This is a genomic window from Pseudomonas sp. YNh (genome assembly GCF_037993085.1).
Taxonomy (GTDB): domain Bacteria; phylum Pseudomonadota; class Gammaproteobacteria; order Pseudomonadales; family Pseudomonadaceae; genus Aquipseudomonas; species Aquipseudomonas putida.
Genome location: NZ_JBBMRJ010000037.1, coordinates 38,386 through 52,126 on the forward strand (window position 1 = coordinate 38,386; position 13,741 = coordinate 52,126).

Sequence of the window (13,741 nt, forward strand, 5' to 3'; positions counted from 1 at the left end):
TACAAGTTCGGCAGCCTGGGCGTCTTTAAAGGCCTTAGAATGGTGCAAGACCAATTCGATATTCGCGTCGAGAAGCGTCGCGGACAAGCAGTTGATCAAGGCAAAACTGACGGTCTGAGCTAACACTGAGGTCTCAATCCCTGTCTGAGCTGGGCAGTTGAGGGAGTAGAGGCTTCTGGGGACAGGATGGCAGCGGCCAGATGGGCAGGCGGACGAGCCGCCGGCCCCGTAAATGCTGATGAATGCTCTCGCGCCGGGTGCCCAGTTGCATCCCGGCCGAGGCAGTGCGTTCCATCGCGAGGTCAGCTCAGCGAGGGCCGCCGCCCTGATGGCCGCCGAAGCCACCGCCACCGTGGCCACCACCGTGACCGCCGCCACCGCCCGGCGGCATGAACATCCAGCAACCCGACAGGCTAGATACCAGGACTGCAACCAGGGCTGCACGGAAAAGCTGTTTCGACTTCATTGGAACGCTCCACAGGGTTAGATCTGCTGCCTGCCAGTAGCCGGTTCGGCAGCGGGCGGATTCTAGAGCTGTGGGGTGATGGCACAGGGAAACTTTGCATAACTTTACAGTTGGCGCAGTCATCAGGGCGTAGTGAACAAGTCTTGCCAGCGCTTGGGCCGGCGGGTAGTCAGCATGTGCCGGTGTCGCGCTCCTGCAGCAACTTGCGGGCTTCGCGGGCCAGCTTGTCGAGACGGTCGACCAACTCGACCATCACGTCCAGCGTGTCCGCTTCTTCATCCCGCTCGTGATTCTTCCTGACCGCAGCGATGCATTCACGCATGGCCGGCGACCAGCGTTCCTCGGCTTCTTCGCCCAGGGCAATAAGGGTATTGATGCCTCGCCGCGCCCCCGAGGTAATGTCCTGCGCTTCGGCGGCGAGCTCCGTGGGTGCGGCCAGCCGCACTTCGGGATCATAGGCGCTGTCTTCCTCAACGCCCCCCACCTCTGCCTCATCAGCCGGGCAGGCAGCCTTGACCAACGCGTCGGTCAGCTCGCGAATGTCATCGCTGAGGAACTGCACGGTGGCCAAGTGCGTATTGCGGCGCGGGGCCTGCGGCAGAAAGAACTGCACCTGCTCGCCTTCGCCCAGTACCGCGTCGCTCCACTCGCGCAAGGTCTGCCCATAGCTGAAGCGCGGGTAGTTGACCCGCGGGTAGAGGCGCTCGATCACTTCATCGCTGAGTGAGCTTGGGTCCACCATGACCCCGTACTTGTGCAGGAGGTCGAAGGCGACTTTGTAACGCGGGGTCAGCAGCTTGCGGTTGATGCCCTGATGAAATGGCGCCGACAAGGTGCGCATTGCGTCGTTCAGGGTTCGGTTATCCAGCACCCCGACCAGCTCGCCCAAGGTGTCTGCGTCGCTGGCACCTTCTGGTACCACCCAGTCGGCCATCAAGACACGTGCTTCATCCAGCGCCTGGGTGATCGTTTTTACAGCGTGCGGCATGGGAAATCCCTTTTGTATAAGCGTCCATGCACAGGGCCTGGAACACTGCATGATATCTTTTTGATATTGCAGCGGAGATTGCCAATTTATGCCGGCTTCGGCAAGCCGCGCCCGAGGGCTGCGGTATGGCGCCACCACGACGTCCTTGACCCACTTCCCCCGCCGCCGCATGCTCGAACGCTTCCACCCCACGCTCAAGGAACGATTGCATGAAGCTGGAAACTCTCGCCATCCACGCGGGCTTCAGCCCCGACCCGACCACCAAGGCAGTGGCCGTACCGATCTACCAGACCACCTCCTTCGCCTTCGACGACACCCAGCACGGCGCGGACCTGTTCGACCTGAAAGTGGCCGGCAACATCTACTCGCGCATCATGAACCCGACCAACGATGTACTCGAAAAGCGCATGGCAGCCCTGGAAGGCGGGGTTGGCGCGCTGGCGGTGGCCTCGGGCATGGCGGCCATCACCTACGCCATCCAGACCGTCGCCGAGGCTGGTGACAACATCGTCTCGGTGGCCAAGCTGTACGGCGGCACCTACAACCTGCTCGCCCACACCCTGCCGCGCATGGGCATTCAAACCCGTTTCGCCGCCCATGACGACATCACTGCGCTCGAAGCCTTGATCGACGCACGCACCAAGGCGGTGTTCTGCGAATCCATCGGCAACCCCGCCGGCAATATCGTCGATATCGCCGCACTGGCCGAAGCCGCCCACCGCCACGGTGTGCCGCTGATCGTCGACAACACCGTGGCTACCCCGGTGCTGTGCCGACCGTTCGAACATGGCGCGGACATCGTCGTGCACTCGCTGACCAAGTACATCGGCGGCCACGGTACCAGCATCGGCGGCATCGTCATCGACTCCGGTACGTTCCCCTGGGCCGATAACAAGGAACGTTTCGCCCTGCTCAACACCCCCGACCCGTCCTACCACGGCGTCACCTACACCGAAGCCTTCGGACCCGCCGCCTTCATTGGCCGCTGCCGCGTGGTGCCGTTGCGCAACACTGGCGCTGCGCTGTCGCCGTTCAACGCCTTCCTGATCCTGCAAGGCCTGGAAACCCTGGCCCTGCGCATGGAGCGCCACACCGAGAACGCGCTGAAGGTCGCCCATTACCTGCAAGCGCACGAGCAGGTGGCCTGGGTGAAGTACGCCGGGCTGCCCGACCACCCCGAGCATGAACTGGCCCAGCGCTACACCGGCGGCAAGCCGGCGTCGATCCTGTCGTTCGGCATCAAGGGCGGCCAGGCAGCCGGTGCGCGTTTCATCGATGCGTTGCAACTGGTGGTGCGCCTGGTGAACATCGGCGATGCCAAGTCTCTGGCTTGCCACCCCGCCTCCACCACCCACCGCCAGCTCAACGACGAGGAGCTGGAAAAGGCCGGCGTGCCGCGGGACATGGTGCGCCTGTCGATAGGCATCGAGCACAGTGACGACATCATCGCCGACCTGGCCCAGGCCCTGGAGGCCAGCCGCGGGTGAATCATCCGCGCCCTACCCAATGCCGACGGCGGGCGCACCGTCATCTAGCCTGGATACACCCGCAATGACCTTGTTCTACCTGAAACTTATCGTCACCCCCCTGCTGATGTGGGCCATCTCCCTCGCCTCGCGCCGCTGGGGCGGTTTGCTGGGTGGGTTGCTGTCCGGCCTGCCGATCACCTCGGCACTGGTAATGACCTTCCTGTGCCTGGAACAGGGCAATGCCTTCGCCTTGGGCGCGATACCCGGCGCACTGGGCGGCCTGGCGGCGGTGCAGGCCACCTACACCTTCTACCTGTTGGCCACGCGCAGGCTGGGCACCGCCGCAGCCGTGCTGCTGGCGTTGCTGTGCTATGGCGTGGCCGCCTATGCGTTTACCCACTGGGGCAACCTGTACCTGTCGATTGCCGTGGCACTGGTGCTGATCGGCGTGCTGATACGCGCCAGCGGCCGTGAGCCCAAACCCGACACTTTGAGCCGCACCCGTCAGCGATTTTGGGAGATCCCCCTGCGCATGGTGTCTGCTACTTGCCTGCTGATGATCATCACCAGCCTGGCCAGTTGGTTGGGCCCGGCGACCAGCGGGATGCTCGCCCCGATACCGGTGATTGCCTGGCCGCTGGTGGTGTTCGCCCATGTACAAGGCGGGCGGGCCGGGATGGTAGCGATGGTGCGGGGCAATGCGATCGGTGCGGTGGGGGTGATCGCGTTTTATCTTGTGCTGGCGGCGCTGCTCGAAGTGTGGGGCGTTGGCCTGACCATCGGGCTGGCCATGCTTTGCGCCGTAGTGCTGACCGTTGGGCTGGCTACCCTATTACGAAAGCGTTGATGCGCCAGAGGGGCTGCTGCGCAGCCCATCGCAGGCAAGCCAGCTCCCACAGGGACGGTGCAACGCCTGAGCCTGGCGCCATACCTGTGGGAGCGGGCTTGCCCGCGAACACCGGCGCAGCCGGTGCCATACTCCGCGCAGGATGCTTCGCGGGTAAACCCGTTCCCACAGTGGCCGTGCCAGATCAATGAATTGAGGTAACCCCATGAAGTATCAGATTCGCAGGGCGCGACCAGAAGATGCTGCTGGCATCAGCCGAGTGATCATCGCCGCCCTGCGCCAGACAAACGCAGCGGACTACGATGCCGCGACGATTGCCAGGGTCGAGCAATCGTTGAGCGAAGCGCGCATTGCTGACCTGCTTGAGAAACGCCTGATCTTCGTTGCGGCCGATCACGATGAGGTCGTGGCTACTGCCAGCCTTGAAGATGATGTAGTCAGAAGCGTATTCGTCGCCCCCGACTATCAGCGGTCGGGTATCGGCGAGCAGTTGATGTTGACCGTCGAAAACGAGGCGCTGATGCGTGGCTCGCAGCGGTTGCGAGTGCCCTCTTCGATTACGGCGCAGGGTTTCTACAAGCGCTTGGGGTACAGCAAAGTGCGTGATGAATACCACGGGGATGAACGCACGATCATCTTGGAGAAGCGGCTGATCAAGCCATGATGGCAGGGCCTGGACGCCTTTGAGTTGTTGGCATCAGGCCCTGTAGGCAAACGCCATCAACGCGGTTGAGGATGCTCGGCGGATACCGAGTTATTGGCCTCCACGTCTTTCATTTCCTCTTCGATCGGGCCGTCATCATCTGCGGGTAATGGAACCTCTCCATCACCTGCCCCCACCTGCTCATCGTTGGTTCTTGCGGTACCGTTGTCCCGGTCGAGCTGCCCGTCCTGGTCCGAACCGGGATTGCCGGGAGGTGGGTCCCAGTCTACCGGGCGCTTTTCGGACCAGGCTTCACCGACACCTTGTTTGGGCTCGGACTCAGCCTGCTCAAGGCCCGAGCCGTGGCCCCCTGCGTCGGTGGTATTTTCCGTAGGCCCCGGGTACGGCGAGTCCGGGCCATTGTGGTCGATTGCCATGGGCGTTCTCCTGGTTGCAGCGCAGCGATGGTGCGCTTGTTGTTCAGAGAGAAATCGGCAGGCGTGAGTGCCTTGTGTTCGACCGGTGGTGCAAAAGGCCGGGCTCGCGGCTTTTGCTTGTCAGGGTGCAGGCGGCTTGAACTGGCAGCGGTCAAGCCAGCTGGATTTGCGATAAACCCAGTACCTCTGCCTGCGCGAGAATCTGCAGAGGGGTGGCGTCGGCGGGCGGCATGACCAGGCTGTTCTCGCCATCACCAAAGTGCAGCACCATCAGGTGAAGCGCCGCTTCGTGCAGGGCGAGGTTGGGCTGCTTCAGTTCGAAGGTATGACTGGTAGCCTGGCCATTGAGCAGGTAGCGAACTGTGTACGCGTGCATGAGAACCTCGAAAGCAGATAAGGGACTCACTACCTGACCGGCCGGGCAGGAATTAATTCATCCCGAACTGGACTTTGCCGCTACCAGGTCAGCGAGAGGCTTCTGGTCGATCATTTTCCTCTTTGAGGACCGTGGCTGACAGCTGTAATGCGCCTGCTCGGCGAGCGTAATCAGCAAAGGGTATGCAGTTGTCCCCTCAAGGGGACATCGCTGGCTGTAGCCTCACGTACAGTCACTTGCACACCTGAAAAGCTACAAAAATAAGGATGTGCACCGCATGCATCAGCCCCACAGCGAGCCGCTTCGCTCCCTCTATTTCAACTACCACATCTTCCCCGTCCATACGGCCAGCGTCGGGGCCGCCTGCGTGGAACGCAAACCTGTCGTGGTGGTAGGCGCCGGCCCGATCGGCCTGACCACTGCCCTGGACCTTGCCCGTCATGGCATAGCCTGCGTGGTACTGGCGGCGCAACGGCAAGTGAGCGAGGGCAGCCGGGCGATCGTGTTCACCCGCCGCTCGCTGGAAATCCTGCAGCAGGTAGGCGTCGCCGAGCGGGTCTGCGAGCTTGGCTTGCCGTGGAGCTGTGGCAATTCGTTCTACCGCAACCAGCTGGTGTTTCGTATGGAAAACCCACACGACCCTGACGACCGCTACGCGCCCATGACCAACCTGCAACAACCCCGCCTGGAGCAGTTGCTGGTCGAGGCCGTCGAGGCCAACCCGTTGGTGGAACTGCGCTGGGGCAACCGCGTAACGGGCCTGGCACAGCATGACGACTTCGCCCGGCTGAGCATCGATACCCCAGCCGGTAGCTATGAACTGGACGCTGACTGGGTAGTAGCGGCGGACGGTGCCCGCTCGACACTGCGCACCCTGCTGACGCTGAAACTGGAGGGTACCGCCTACGAAGGGCGCTTCGTGATTGCTGATATCAAGATCGACCTGGGCCTGCCCACCGAGCGCCTGGCCTATTTCGACCCGGACTGGAACCCGGGCAACACCGTATTGATGCACCGCGAACCGGGTGATATCTGGCGCATTGACTACCAACTGCCCGAAAACGAAACCCCGGAACAGGCGTTGCAACCGGAATCACTGCGCACACGCATCAATGCCCAGCTGCGCATGCTTGGCGTTGAAGACCCACAGTGGGAAATGGACTGGAGCTCGGTTTATTCCACCCGGGCGCTGACCCTGCCGAATTACATCCACAAGCGCGTGATATTTGCCGGGGACGCGGCACACCTGTTGCCGATTTTCGGCGTGCGTGGCGCCAATACCGGGTTCCAGGACTGCCATGGCCTGGTGTGGAAACTGGCCCTCACCCACAAGGGTTTGGCAGGCCCCAAGCTGCTGCCGTCCTATTCCACCGAACGCGTCAGTGCGGCGCGGGAAATCATCGGCGAGGCCGGCAAGAGCACCCGGTTCATGGCGCCACCCACTGCGGGTTACCGCCTGGTACGCGATGCGGTGTTGTCGCTGTCGCTGACCCAGGCATTCGTCCGCCCGTTGTACCACTGGCGCACCTCGCGGCCACACGACTACGCGGACTCGGTGCTCAACTGTGCAACTGACGACAATGAGCATTTCACTGCCGGCCCGCGCAACGGCGCCCCGCTACTGAACATCAGGCTGGCCGAAGACGACTACCTGTTCGACCACTTGGGTGTCTGCTTCTACCTGCTCTATTTCACCGACAGTGACTGCATCCCAGGTGACGTGATCGAGCAGGCAACTGCCATTCGCAGCAGCGGCGTGCCCTTGCAGATAATCGCGATTGCGCAAAACGCCCAGGCCATCATCACCGGGGCAGACCAACTGATCGACGACACCACCGGCCGCATCGCCGCCAAGTATGGCATCCCCCGCAATGGCGCTTACTTGGTGCGCCCAGACCAGCACATCTGCGCCCGCTGGCTGCAGGTATCGGCCGCACAACTGCAATCCGCCATCGACACTGCCTTGGGCAAGCACTGAGAGGAAGCGCCATGAACACCCTGACCGCAACAGACCTGGAAGTGGTTTACGACGTACTGGCAGACGCTTTGGACCAGGCCACACCGGCCAAGGCCGGGCTGTTCCTGACCAAGCTGGCGCTGCTCTGCGCCCATGCGCTTGGCGACGCCCAGGCCTTCACTGAACTTGCCCAGTGCGCGCTTAAAGACCTGTAGTACCTGCACTGGCCAATGCACCGAAGCCGGTGCCGCTGAAACCAATAATAACCAGGCGCCCACATGCATCAGAACACTGCCCCCATTACAACGATAAAAACCGCCAGCAGTCCCCAGCAAACCGTGATGCGCAAAGTGTCCAGGCGCCTGCTCGGCTTTCTGTTCCTGTGCTTTGTGCTGTCGTTTCTCGACCGGATCAACATCGGCTTTGCCGGCCTGACCATGATGGGTGACCTGGGCCTGAGCAGTATCCAGTTCGGCATGGCCACCACGCTGTTCTACATCGCCTATATCGCCTGTGGTATCCCCAGCAACATGGCTTTGGCCAAGGTTGGTGCACGCAAATGGATCGGCAGCCTGATGATCGCCTGGGGGCTGGCCTCGACCGCGACGCTGTTCGCGACTGATGCCAGCAGCCTGTACCTGCTGAGGATTCTGGTGGGTATCACGGAGGCAGGCTTTCTGCCAGGTGTGCTGCTGTACCTGACGTTCTGGTTTCCGGCGGCTTACCGGGCACGGGCCAACGCCCTGTTCATGATCGCGATGCCGTTTACCGCAGGCTTCGGGTCGGCGCTCTCTGGGCTGATACTTGGCCTGGATGGTGTGTGGGGTTTGCACGGCTGGCAGTGGCTGTTCCTGCTCGAAGGCATGCCTTCGGTGATCATGGGCTTCGTGGTGTTCGGCTACCTGAACGACACGCCGCAGCAGGCCCGCTGGCTGAGCCGCGAAGACAAGCAACATCTGCAGCATGCCCTGGCCGCAGACAACCCAGCTTCCAACCGCACAACAGGGGACGGCCCCGCTAGCCTGTTGCATGAAATGCTCTCACCCACGGTGCTGATGTTCAGCCTGGTGTATTTCTGCCTGGTCAACACGCTGGCGATGATCGCCATGTGGACGCCGCTGATCATCAAGAGCGTCAGTGCCGCCGACAGCAGCAACAGCACCATTGGCTTTCTGGCGATGATCCCGCAGGTGTGCACCATCATCGGCATGGTGGTATGGGGGCTGCATTCCGACCGCAGCCAGGAACGCAAATGGCACCTGGTGCTGCCCAGGCTGATGGCCGCTGCCGGCTGGATGTTTGCCGCTTATGCCAGTAACCCGATGGTGCAACTGTGCGGCATCTGCATGGCGGCCACCGGGTCGTACACCGCCATGTCGATATTCTGGACTACCCCGGACCAGGCGCTTACGTTCAAGGCGCGCGCCATTGGCATTGCGGTGATCAACGCCTTCGGCAACACAGGTTGGGCGCTGAACCCGCTGGTGGTTGGCTGGTTGAAAGACCTGACCCAAAGTTTCACGGCCGGGATTGTCTATGCCGCAGTGCTGTTGGTGATAGGCGCTTTGCTGACCTTCATGCTGCCCCTGGCCTCGCCCGCATCGGTCCCAAAGCATGCACAAAAGCTGTAGCCGGCGGTTGGCCGCCTCGATAAACCCGAGCCTTATGCAAAACCTGTGGGAGCGGGCATGCCCGCGAGGAATTCGACTCGATGGATGGCACCGGCGTTGCCGGTGTTCGCGGCTAAAGCCGCTCCCACTTGTATTACGCAAGCCTGAAGCCTGCGCACCACCTGTGGGAGCGGGTTCACCCGCGAAGAATCCAACACGGTAGACGGCACCGGCTTTGCCGGTGTTCGCGGCTAAAGCCGCTCCCACTGGTCTTACGCAAACCTGAAGCCTGCACAGTACCTGTGGGAGCGGGTTCACCCGCGAAGAATCCAACACGGTAGATGGCACCGGCTTTGCCGGTGTTCGCGGCTAAAGCCGCTCCCACGGGTATTACGCAAGCCTGAAGCCTGCACAGTACCTGTGGGAGCGGGCACGCCCGCGAAGAATCCGACGCGGTGGATGGCACCGGCGCTGCCGGTGTTCGCGGGCGCGCCCGCTCCCACAAGCCTCGGCATGGCTCCCGAGCCTATGAATGGACAGCTTTATGACTGTCCAATGGCTCATTTAGAGACGTTTCCTACAAGGTTTTAGGACGCCCCAGGAACCTCCGGCAAGCGATTCCTCGTTAGTGTTCAGGGACCATCACGGTCCCTTTCAATGCGAGGTCGTTTTTGACAATCAGCCAACGTATCGCCATTGCGGCAGCCGAAGCCGGGCTGCCTTCTGACCAGTGCATGGCCTGCGAGCGGCAAGGTTTGCCGATCCTGCCGCTGCGCCGCGCCCTGGTGCCGGATACCCGACCGGAGTGCATCACGACCGTGGCGGGTAGCCTGCATATCTCGGCGAAGATGGGCCTGCGCACTTTGCGCATGGGTTACCTGTATGTGCTGCTCGATCAGCAGGTCTGGCATGCCTACGAAGTCAGCGAACAGGGCCACCTGCGGCGCTTCAACCCCTACGAACCGTCAGACGGCCTACCCGCATCGCTGCCCGAAAAGTGTGTGAATGAGAACCACGATATCCCTTCGGCCTTCCTGAACATCGATACCGACCGGTATGGCACAGCCTGGCTGGCCTTCTCCAGCGATGCCTGGCCGGTCAGCGTGCTGAATGCCTACAAGAAGGGCCAGGCACCTGCCCATCGCTTCGAGGGGGTTGACCTGACCCAGGCGCGCAACAACCCAGAATTACTGGGCATTGCCATGACGCCGGATAACCTGCAGGTCGACAAGGATGTGTTCGAGTACGCCCAGCATGGGTGCTCGCCGTTTGACAGTGCGCATGGGTTTCACACTCGCAAGCTGCGTAGGTTTGCCTTGAAGGGGTACCTGGTCAACGCGATGAACCGGCACAAGCTGGAGAACGGCGTGCTGGCGGTGGTGCTCGACGATACCGTTGGCCTGGTTCAGGAATTCAACCACCAGCGCCTGAGCTGGGTGGTGAAGCGCCAGGTCTGGCGTGAAGACCCCATGCGTGCCTACCAGTTGCAGACCTCGCAGATCCTCCAGGTCATTCGCGCCACGCACCGGGAGTGGGCGGCGCAGAAGGTGCCGTCGCTGGAACCGATGACCGGCGATGGGCCACCGGTGTTCGTCGACCCGGCAGTGGAACGTCAACGGTTGGTAGAACGAGCCCAGCTGGAAAGTGACGAGCGTCTTGAAGAGCGCTACCACGAACCGAAGCGAGCGGCGTTCCAGGCCGGGTATGACCAGCAGGAAGCCGAGTTCCAGCGCTACATCGACAAGGACGCCCATGCTTATACCGCGCTGTTCGACACGCCCATGTTCAAGGTGGCCGAGCAATACGACTACGACGGCGATCATCGTGAGTCTGGCGTGGCGTATGCCAAGACCATGGCCTTATGCCTAGGTGGCGGTATTACCGAGGCGGCGGCGTCCGATGTGAGTCCCGCTTCCGGCACCACCGAAACGCTCTGGCAGAAATGGCTACAGTATCCTGATAGCCCTCCCTATCGCGCGTTGTTGATGCGTGACCGTGCGTTGTTGGCCGGGCTGCTTCCCAGCTTTTCCGACGTCACCAACTGGAATGACAGCGACAAGCTCTACGGCATGCTGAGCAAGATCATTGCGAGCGACGACGCCGGCTTGCGCATGCGCAATACCCTCAAGCAAGCGATTGCGGAAACCCAGGGCGCGCTCAACGCGGCGAGCCAGCGCCTTGCGCCCAATTTGCCACCTGGTATTCAGACCGCCGTGCGGCACCTGAACAGTGCAACCCAGTTCCTTTACAACGGCGTGCACCTGATCGAGCTGGAAGTGAAGATGAAGCTGGGCGAGTACCACGCCTTGCAGAGTGCTCATCTACGCGAATTGCAGCACAAGGCCAATGCCTCGATTGCCGAGGCACGGGACCGGATGCATCGCAGCATCGATGACATCGACATCCATTCGACCAAGGCCTGGAACAAGGTGCGGCCGATCATTCAGCACGGGCTGATGAGCCTGGCAGTGCTCGACCCGCGGTTTACCCACACCATGATCAGCGTAACGGTGTGGGTCGAGGGCACCGCTGAAGACGTGCGAGGCCGGTTGATTGAGGAAGCCAGCAAGAGGGTGACCCAGGCGAGCAGCGCGACGCAGATTGCCTTAATGGATATCTCGGTCGCGGCGGGAACCTTGGAGGCGAATGCACGAAAGGTGTTGCAGGACATGCGCATCACTTCGCAGCAGGCGGCACAGCTTGTGCGGACCGGCTTTAGCGGATTGCGCGGAGTGGCAGGTAGTTGGGAGTTGCTGCTGGCTATAGGTGGGTTGTATTTACAGCATGACAGCCTGAGCAGAAATCAGGCAAAAGCGGAAGTGGAGATTGGGCCAAAGGCTCATGAAGCCAAGCTGGCGTTACATGGGTCCCAATTAGGAATATTGGGCGGGCAAATTGAGGTAATTGGACTCGTAATGCGCTCCAGTGTCAGCGCCATACGTAGACCATGGGCTGAGGGAACTGCTATCACTGGAGAGGCCATAATAAAAATCGGTGCGGTACTGAGTGCAGTTGCAGGGGTTTTCGACACGGCACAAGCCAATTTGGCAAGAAAGCGCAGTTTAGCCATTGGGGACACTAAAGCTGCTCTGCAATATAAATATGCCGCGTTAGCATCTGGGGCGGGTACAGTAGCATTTGCGCTTGCAGTTTTCAGACCTTTCGTATTTGGCCCTTTAGGTTTAGCAATTTCATTGTCTCTAGTCGCCTATGAGTTGAGTAAGCGAGCAGAAAACAACGAATCAACTGCTCTCGAACGCTGGGCGCGTCGGTGCTATTTCGGGCTTGCTAATGAAACACCTTCCATACACTGGAATGCTCCGGAATTTTCAGACATAGCATTCGCTGAGCTCAATGCTGCGACGTTGGGTGTGCAGGCAAAGCTAAATTTTGAGTCAAGTATGGCTACGGATCCTACACTCCCAAGAATAGGAGGTTTGGTCAGCTTGAGCACGGTGCAACAGCTCAAGTTTCTCGTCGTATTACCCAAGTTCAATAAAGCGAAATCCGCATATCGCTGGAAATTAATAGCACATCGTGTCGGCGATGGAGCGTTTCCAGATTACGTTGGCGGAGAAAGTATTGCATCGAGTGATTACTTTTCGCATCCAATAAGCCCACTTTCTCCGTCCTCCTCTTTTCCTAAGTTTACACCCCCGCGACATCCAGACTATGGGAGTGATTTTTCCACTGATGAATATCAAAGACCTTACTCCACTGAAGATGGCAGTGTTTTTCAGCTTGAAATATCAGGAGTTGTGCCGCTAGCACCTACGATTGGGAGCCATAGCTTAAGCGCCGCCACCCTACTGGTTATGTATTGGCCTGACCGCGATTTGCCGGATGCCTATATTGAAGTTTGTTCTCGAGGAATGAATGAATGACATTTAAGCCCAAGGTGTTATGGGAGCGCGCGATAGGTTGGAGCTATGACCTGCCTCCGACGGGAGAGGAGCCAGATGACCGCTGCTGGGTAGAGACTGTAAATCCCTCGCCTAATTATTTTGACGACATATACCTTGAACTACCGAGAAAAACAATAAGCCTTCGCGGGTTTTCAGCATTAATCGGTATTCCCGGTTTATGTTTTTGCGTCGGATTAACACTTTCTTTGTACTGGGATTTATTCGTATACGGCTGGCAGCGGGACTGGTTGATGAGCGTATTTATAGTGCTCGGTCCACCAGCAGCTATCTGGGCCCTCATCCCTTACATAAAGGAGGATCTTGTCTTGCCCAGAGACGAACCCATTCGCTTCAATCGCCTGCGTCGGAAAGTCTATTTTTACCAGTACCGCTTCGACCGCATCTTCATCTTCAGCCGTAAACGCTGGGGTGTCCAACCCGTCGCCTACAACTGGGACGACGTCACCGCCGAGGTCTACCGAATCTACGCCCCTGGCCATGGTGGCCTGATCGAAAACGTCATGCTGTCAGTCCGTAATCCTGAGACTGACGAAGTCATTGATCGTGTCTTCTTCACTCATACCCTGCATGAGGGCGAGGCTTACTGGGCCATCGCCCGGCTCTTCATGCAGCAAGGCCCTGAAGCCCTGCCCAAGTTCGTGCACCCACCCCGCGACTGGAACGATGACGATGGCCTGAGCCACATGCATTGCTTGGCGCCGAAAGTACAGTGGCCAACGGAAATCGACCTTGAGTCACGCACTGCGCCAGCAACGGATGAGGTCTGCTGAAAACTACCGCACCTGTTGCTGGCGATTCGGCCAAGATCAGGCCTGCAGGACGAGACAGCGCGCTGGATGGCACCGGCTTTGCCGGTGTTCGCGGGTGAACCCGCTCCCACAGGTAATGCACATGACTTGGAGATTTTGACGCCCCTGCAAGAGCAGCAGCCTGAGCAAAATGCAAAAGTCAGCGCGGTCCCTGTGGGAGATTCTATGGTTTTCAGCAAGGCGCTTTCCCACCCTTGGTGACATATTCGTCCT

The 13,741-nt window shown here is 60.2% G+C and carries 12 protein-coding genes; 8 read left to right on the top strand and 4 right to left on the bottom strand.

Annotation, left to right across the window (positions count from 1 at the left end; genetic code table 11):
* Positions 1-307: 307 nt before the first annotated feature.
* Together WF331_RS26240 and WF331_RS26245 are read right to left on the bottom strand one after the other, a co-directional pair.
* The gene (locus WF331_RS26240) at positions 308-466 is read right to left on the bottom strand and encodes a hypothetical protein (RefSeq protein ID WP_167332718.1); all 159 of its coding nucleotides are present in this window, start codon (positions 464-466) and stop codon (positions 308-310) included.
* A 169-nt stretch (positions 467-635) separates the two neighbouring features.
* Positions 636-1,454, bottom strand: coding sequence for a hypothetical protein (locus WF331_RS26245; RefSeq protein WP_340623454.1), 819 nt, complete (start codon positions 1,452-1,454; stop codon positions 636-638).
* Between the two features lie 209 nt (positions 1,455-1,663).
* Here WF331_RS26245 and WF331_RS26250 point away from each other — a divergent pair, with 209 nt between their 5' ends.
* The 3 genes from WF331_RS26250 to WF331_RS26260 all read left to right on the top strand — a co-directional run bounded on the left by WF331_RS26250 (position 1,664) and on the right by WF331_RS26260 (position 4,434).
* Positions 1,664-2,941, top strand: a complete 1,278-nt coding sequence (locus WF331_RS26250; RefSeq protein ID WP_016499044.1) for a bifunctional O-acetylhomoserine aminocarboxypropyltransferase/cysteine synthase — start codon at positions 1,664-1,666, stop codon at positions 2,939-2,941.
* 64 nt (positions 2,942-3,005) lie between these two features.
* Positions 3,006-3,770, top strand: a complete 765-nt coding sequence (locus WF331_RS26255) for a hypothetical protein (protein ID WP_236198226.1) — start codon at positions 3,006-3,008, stop codon at positions 3,768-3,770.
* A 205-nt stretch (positions 3,771-3,975) separates the two neighbouring features.
* A complete protein-coding gene (locus WF331_RS26260; RefSeq protein WP_284399004.1) occupies positions 3,976-4,434 on the top strand; it encodes a GNAT family N-acetyltransferase in 459 nt (152 codons plus the stop codon).
* Positions 4,435-4,490: 56 nt separating this feature from the next.
* Here WF331_RS26260 and WF331_RS26265 read toward each other — a convergent pair whose 3' ends face one another.
* Both WF331_RS26265 and WF331_RS26270 read right to left on the bottom strand, forming a co-directional pair.
* The gene (locus WF331_RS26265; RefSeq protein WP_284362736.1) at positions 4,491-4,850 is read right to left on the bottom strand and encodes a hypothetical protein; all 360 of its coding nucleotides are present in this window, start codon (positions 4,848-4,850) and stop codon (positions 4,491-4,493) included.
* Positions 4,851-5,001: 151 nt separating this feature from the next.
* Positions 5,002-5,226 (bottom strand): hypothetical protein, encoded by a 225-nt coding sequence (locus WF331_RS26270; RefSeq protein WP_284362734.1) that lies wholly within the window; start codon positions 5,224-5,226, stop codon positions 5,002-5,004.
* Between the two features lie 277 nt (positions 5,227-5,503).
* Here WF331_RS26270 and WF331_RS26275 point away from each other — a divergent pair, with 277 nt between their 5' ends.
* The 5 genes from WF331_RS26275 (at position 5,504) to WF331_RS26295 (ending at position 13,489) form a co-directional block, all read left to right on the top strand.
* Positions 5,504-7,204 (top strand): FAD-dependent monooxygenase, encoded by a 1,701-nt coding sequence (locus WF331_RS26275; protein ID WP_340623455.1) that lies wholly within the window; start codon positions 5,504-5,506, stop codon positions 7,202-7,204.
* 11 nt (positions 7,205-7,215) lie between these two features.
* Positions 7,216-7,398 carry a DUF2783 domain-containing protein gene (locus WF331_RS26280; RefSeq protein WP_284362730.1) on the top strand — a complete coding sequence of 61 codons (183 nt, stop codon included), beginning with the start codon at positions 7,216-7,218 and terminating at the stop codon, positions 7,396-7,398.
* A gap of 126 nt (positions 7,399-7,524) precedes the next feature.
* Positions 7,525-8,814, top strand: a complete 1,290-nt coding sequence (locus tag WF331_RS26285) for an MFS transporter (protein ID WP_340623456.1) — start codon at positions 7,525-7,527, stop codon at positions 8,812-8,814.
* 650 nt (positions 8,815-9,464) lie between these two features.
* Positions 9,465-12,677, top strand: a complete 3,213-nt coding sequence (locus WF331_RS26290) for a T6SS effector BTH_I2691 family protein (RefSeq protein ID WP_340623457.1) — start codon at positions 9,465-9,467, stop codon at positions 12,675-12,677.
* A 272-nt stretch (positions 12,678-12,949) separates the two neighbouring features.
* Complete coding sequence (locus WF331_RS26295) at positions 12,950-13,489, top strand: DUF6708 domain-containing protein (RefSeq protein ID WP_229608836.1); 540 nt, start codon at positions 12,950-12,952, stop codon at positions 13,487-13,489.
* Positions 13,490-13,741: the final 252 nt, after the last annotated feature.

Excerpts from the sequence above, each read along its gene's own strand:
- WF331_RS26240 (WP_167332718.1), bottom strand. The coding sequence starts at position 466 with ATGAAGTCGAAACAGCTTTTCCGTGCAGCCCTGGTTGCAGTCCTGGTA.
- WF331_RS26245 (WP_340623454.1), bottom strand. The coding sequence starts at position 1,454 with ATGCCGCACGCTGTAAAAACGATCACCCAGGCGCTGGATGAAGCACGT.
- WF331_RS26250 (WP_016499044.1), top strand. The coding sequence starts at position 1,664 with ATGAAGCTGGAAACTCTCGCCATCCACGCGGGCTTCAGCCCCGACCCG.
- WF331_RS26255 (WP_236198226.1), top strand. The coding sequence starts at position 3,006 with ATGACCTTGTTCTACCTGAAACTTATCGTCACCCCCCTGCTGATGTGG.
- WF331_RS26260 (WP_284399004.1), top strand. The coding sequence starts at position 3,976 with ATGAAGTATCAGATTCGCAGGGCGCGACCAGAAGATGCTGCTGGCATC.
- WF331_RS26265 (WP_284362736.1), bottom strand. The coding sequence starts at position 4,850 with ATGGCAATCGACCACAATGGCCCGGACTCGCCGTACCCGGGGCCTACG.
- WF331_RS26270 (WP_284362734.1), bottom strand. The coding sequence starts at position 5,226 with ATGCACGCGTACACAGTTCGCTACCTGCTCAATGGCCAGGCTACCAGT.
- WF331_RS26275 (WP_340623455.1), top strand. The coding sequence starts at position 5,504 with ATGCATCAGCCCCACAGCGAGCCGCTTCGCTCCCTCTATTTCAACTAC.
- WF331_RS26280 (WP_284362730.1), top strand. The coding sequence starts at position 7,216 with ATGAACACCCTGACCGCAACAGACCTGGAAGTGGTTTACGACGTACTG.
- WF331_RS26285 (WP_340623456.1), top strand. The coding sequence starts at position 7,525 with ATGCGCAAAGTGTCCAGGCGCCTGCTCGGCTTTCTGTTCCTGTGCTTT.
- WF331_RS26295 (WP_229608836.1), top strand. The coding sequence starts at position 12,950 with ATGAGCGTATTTATAGTGCTCGGTCCACCAGCAGCTATCTGGGCCCTC.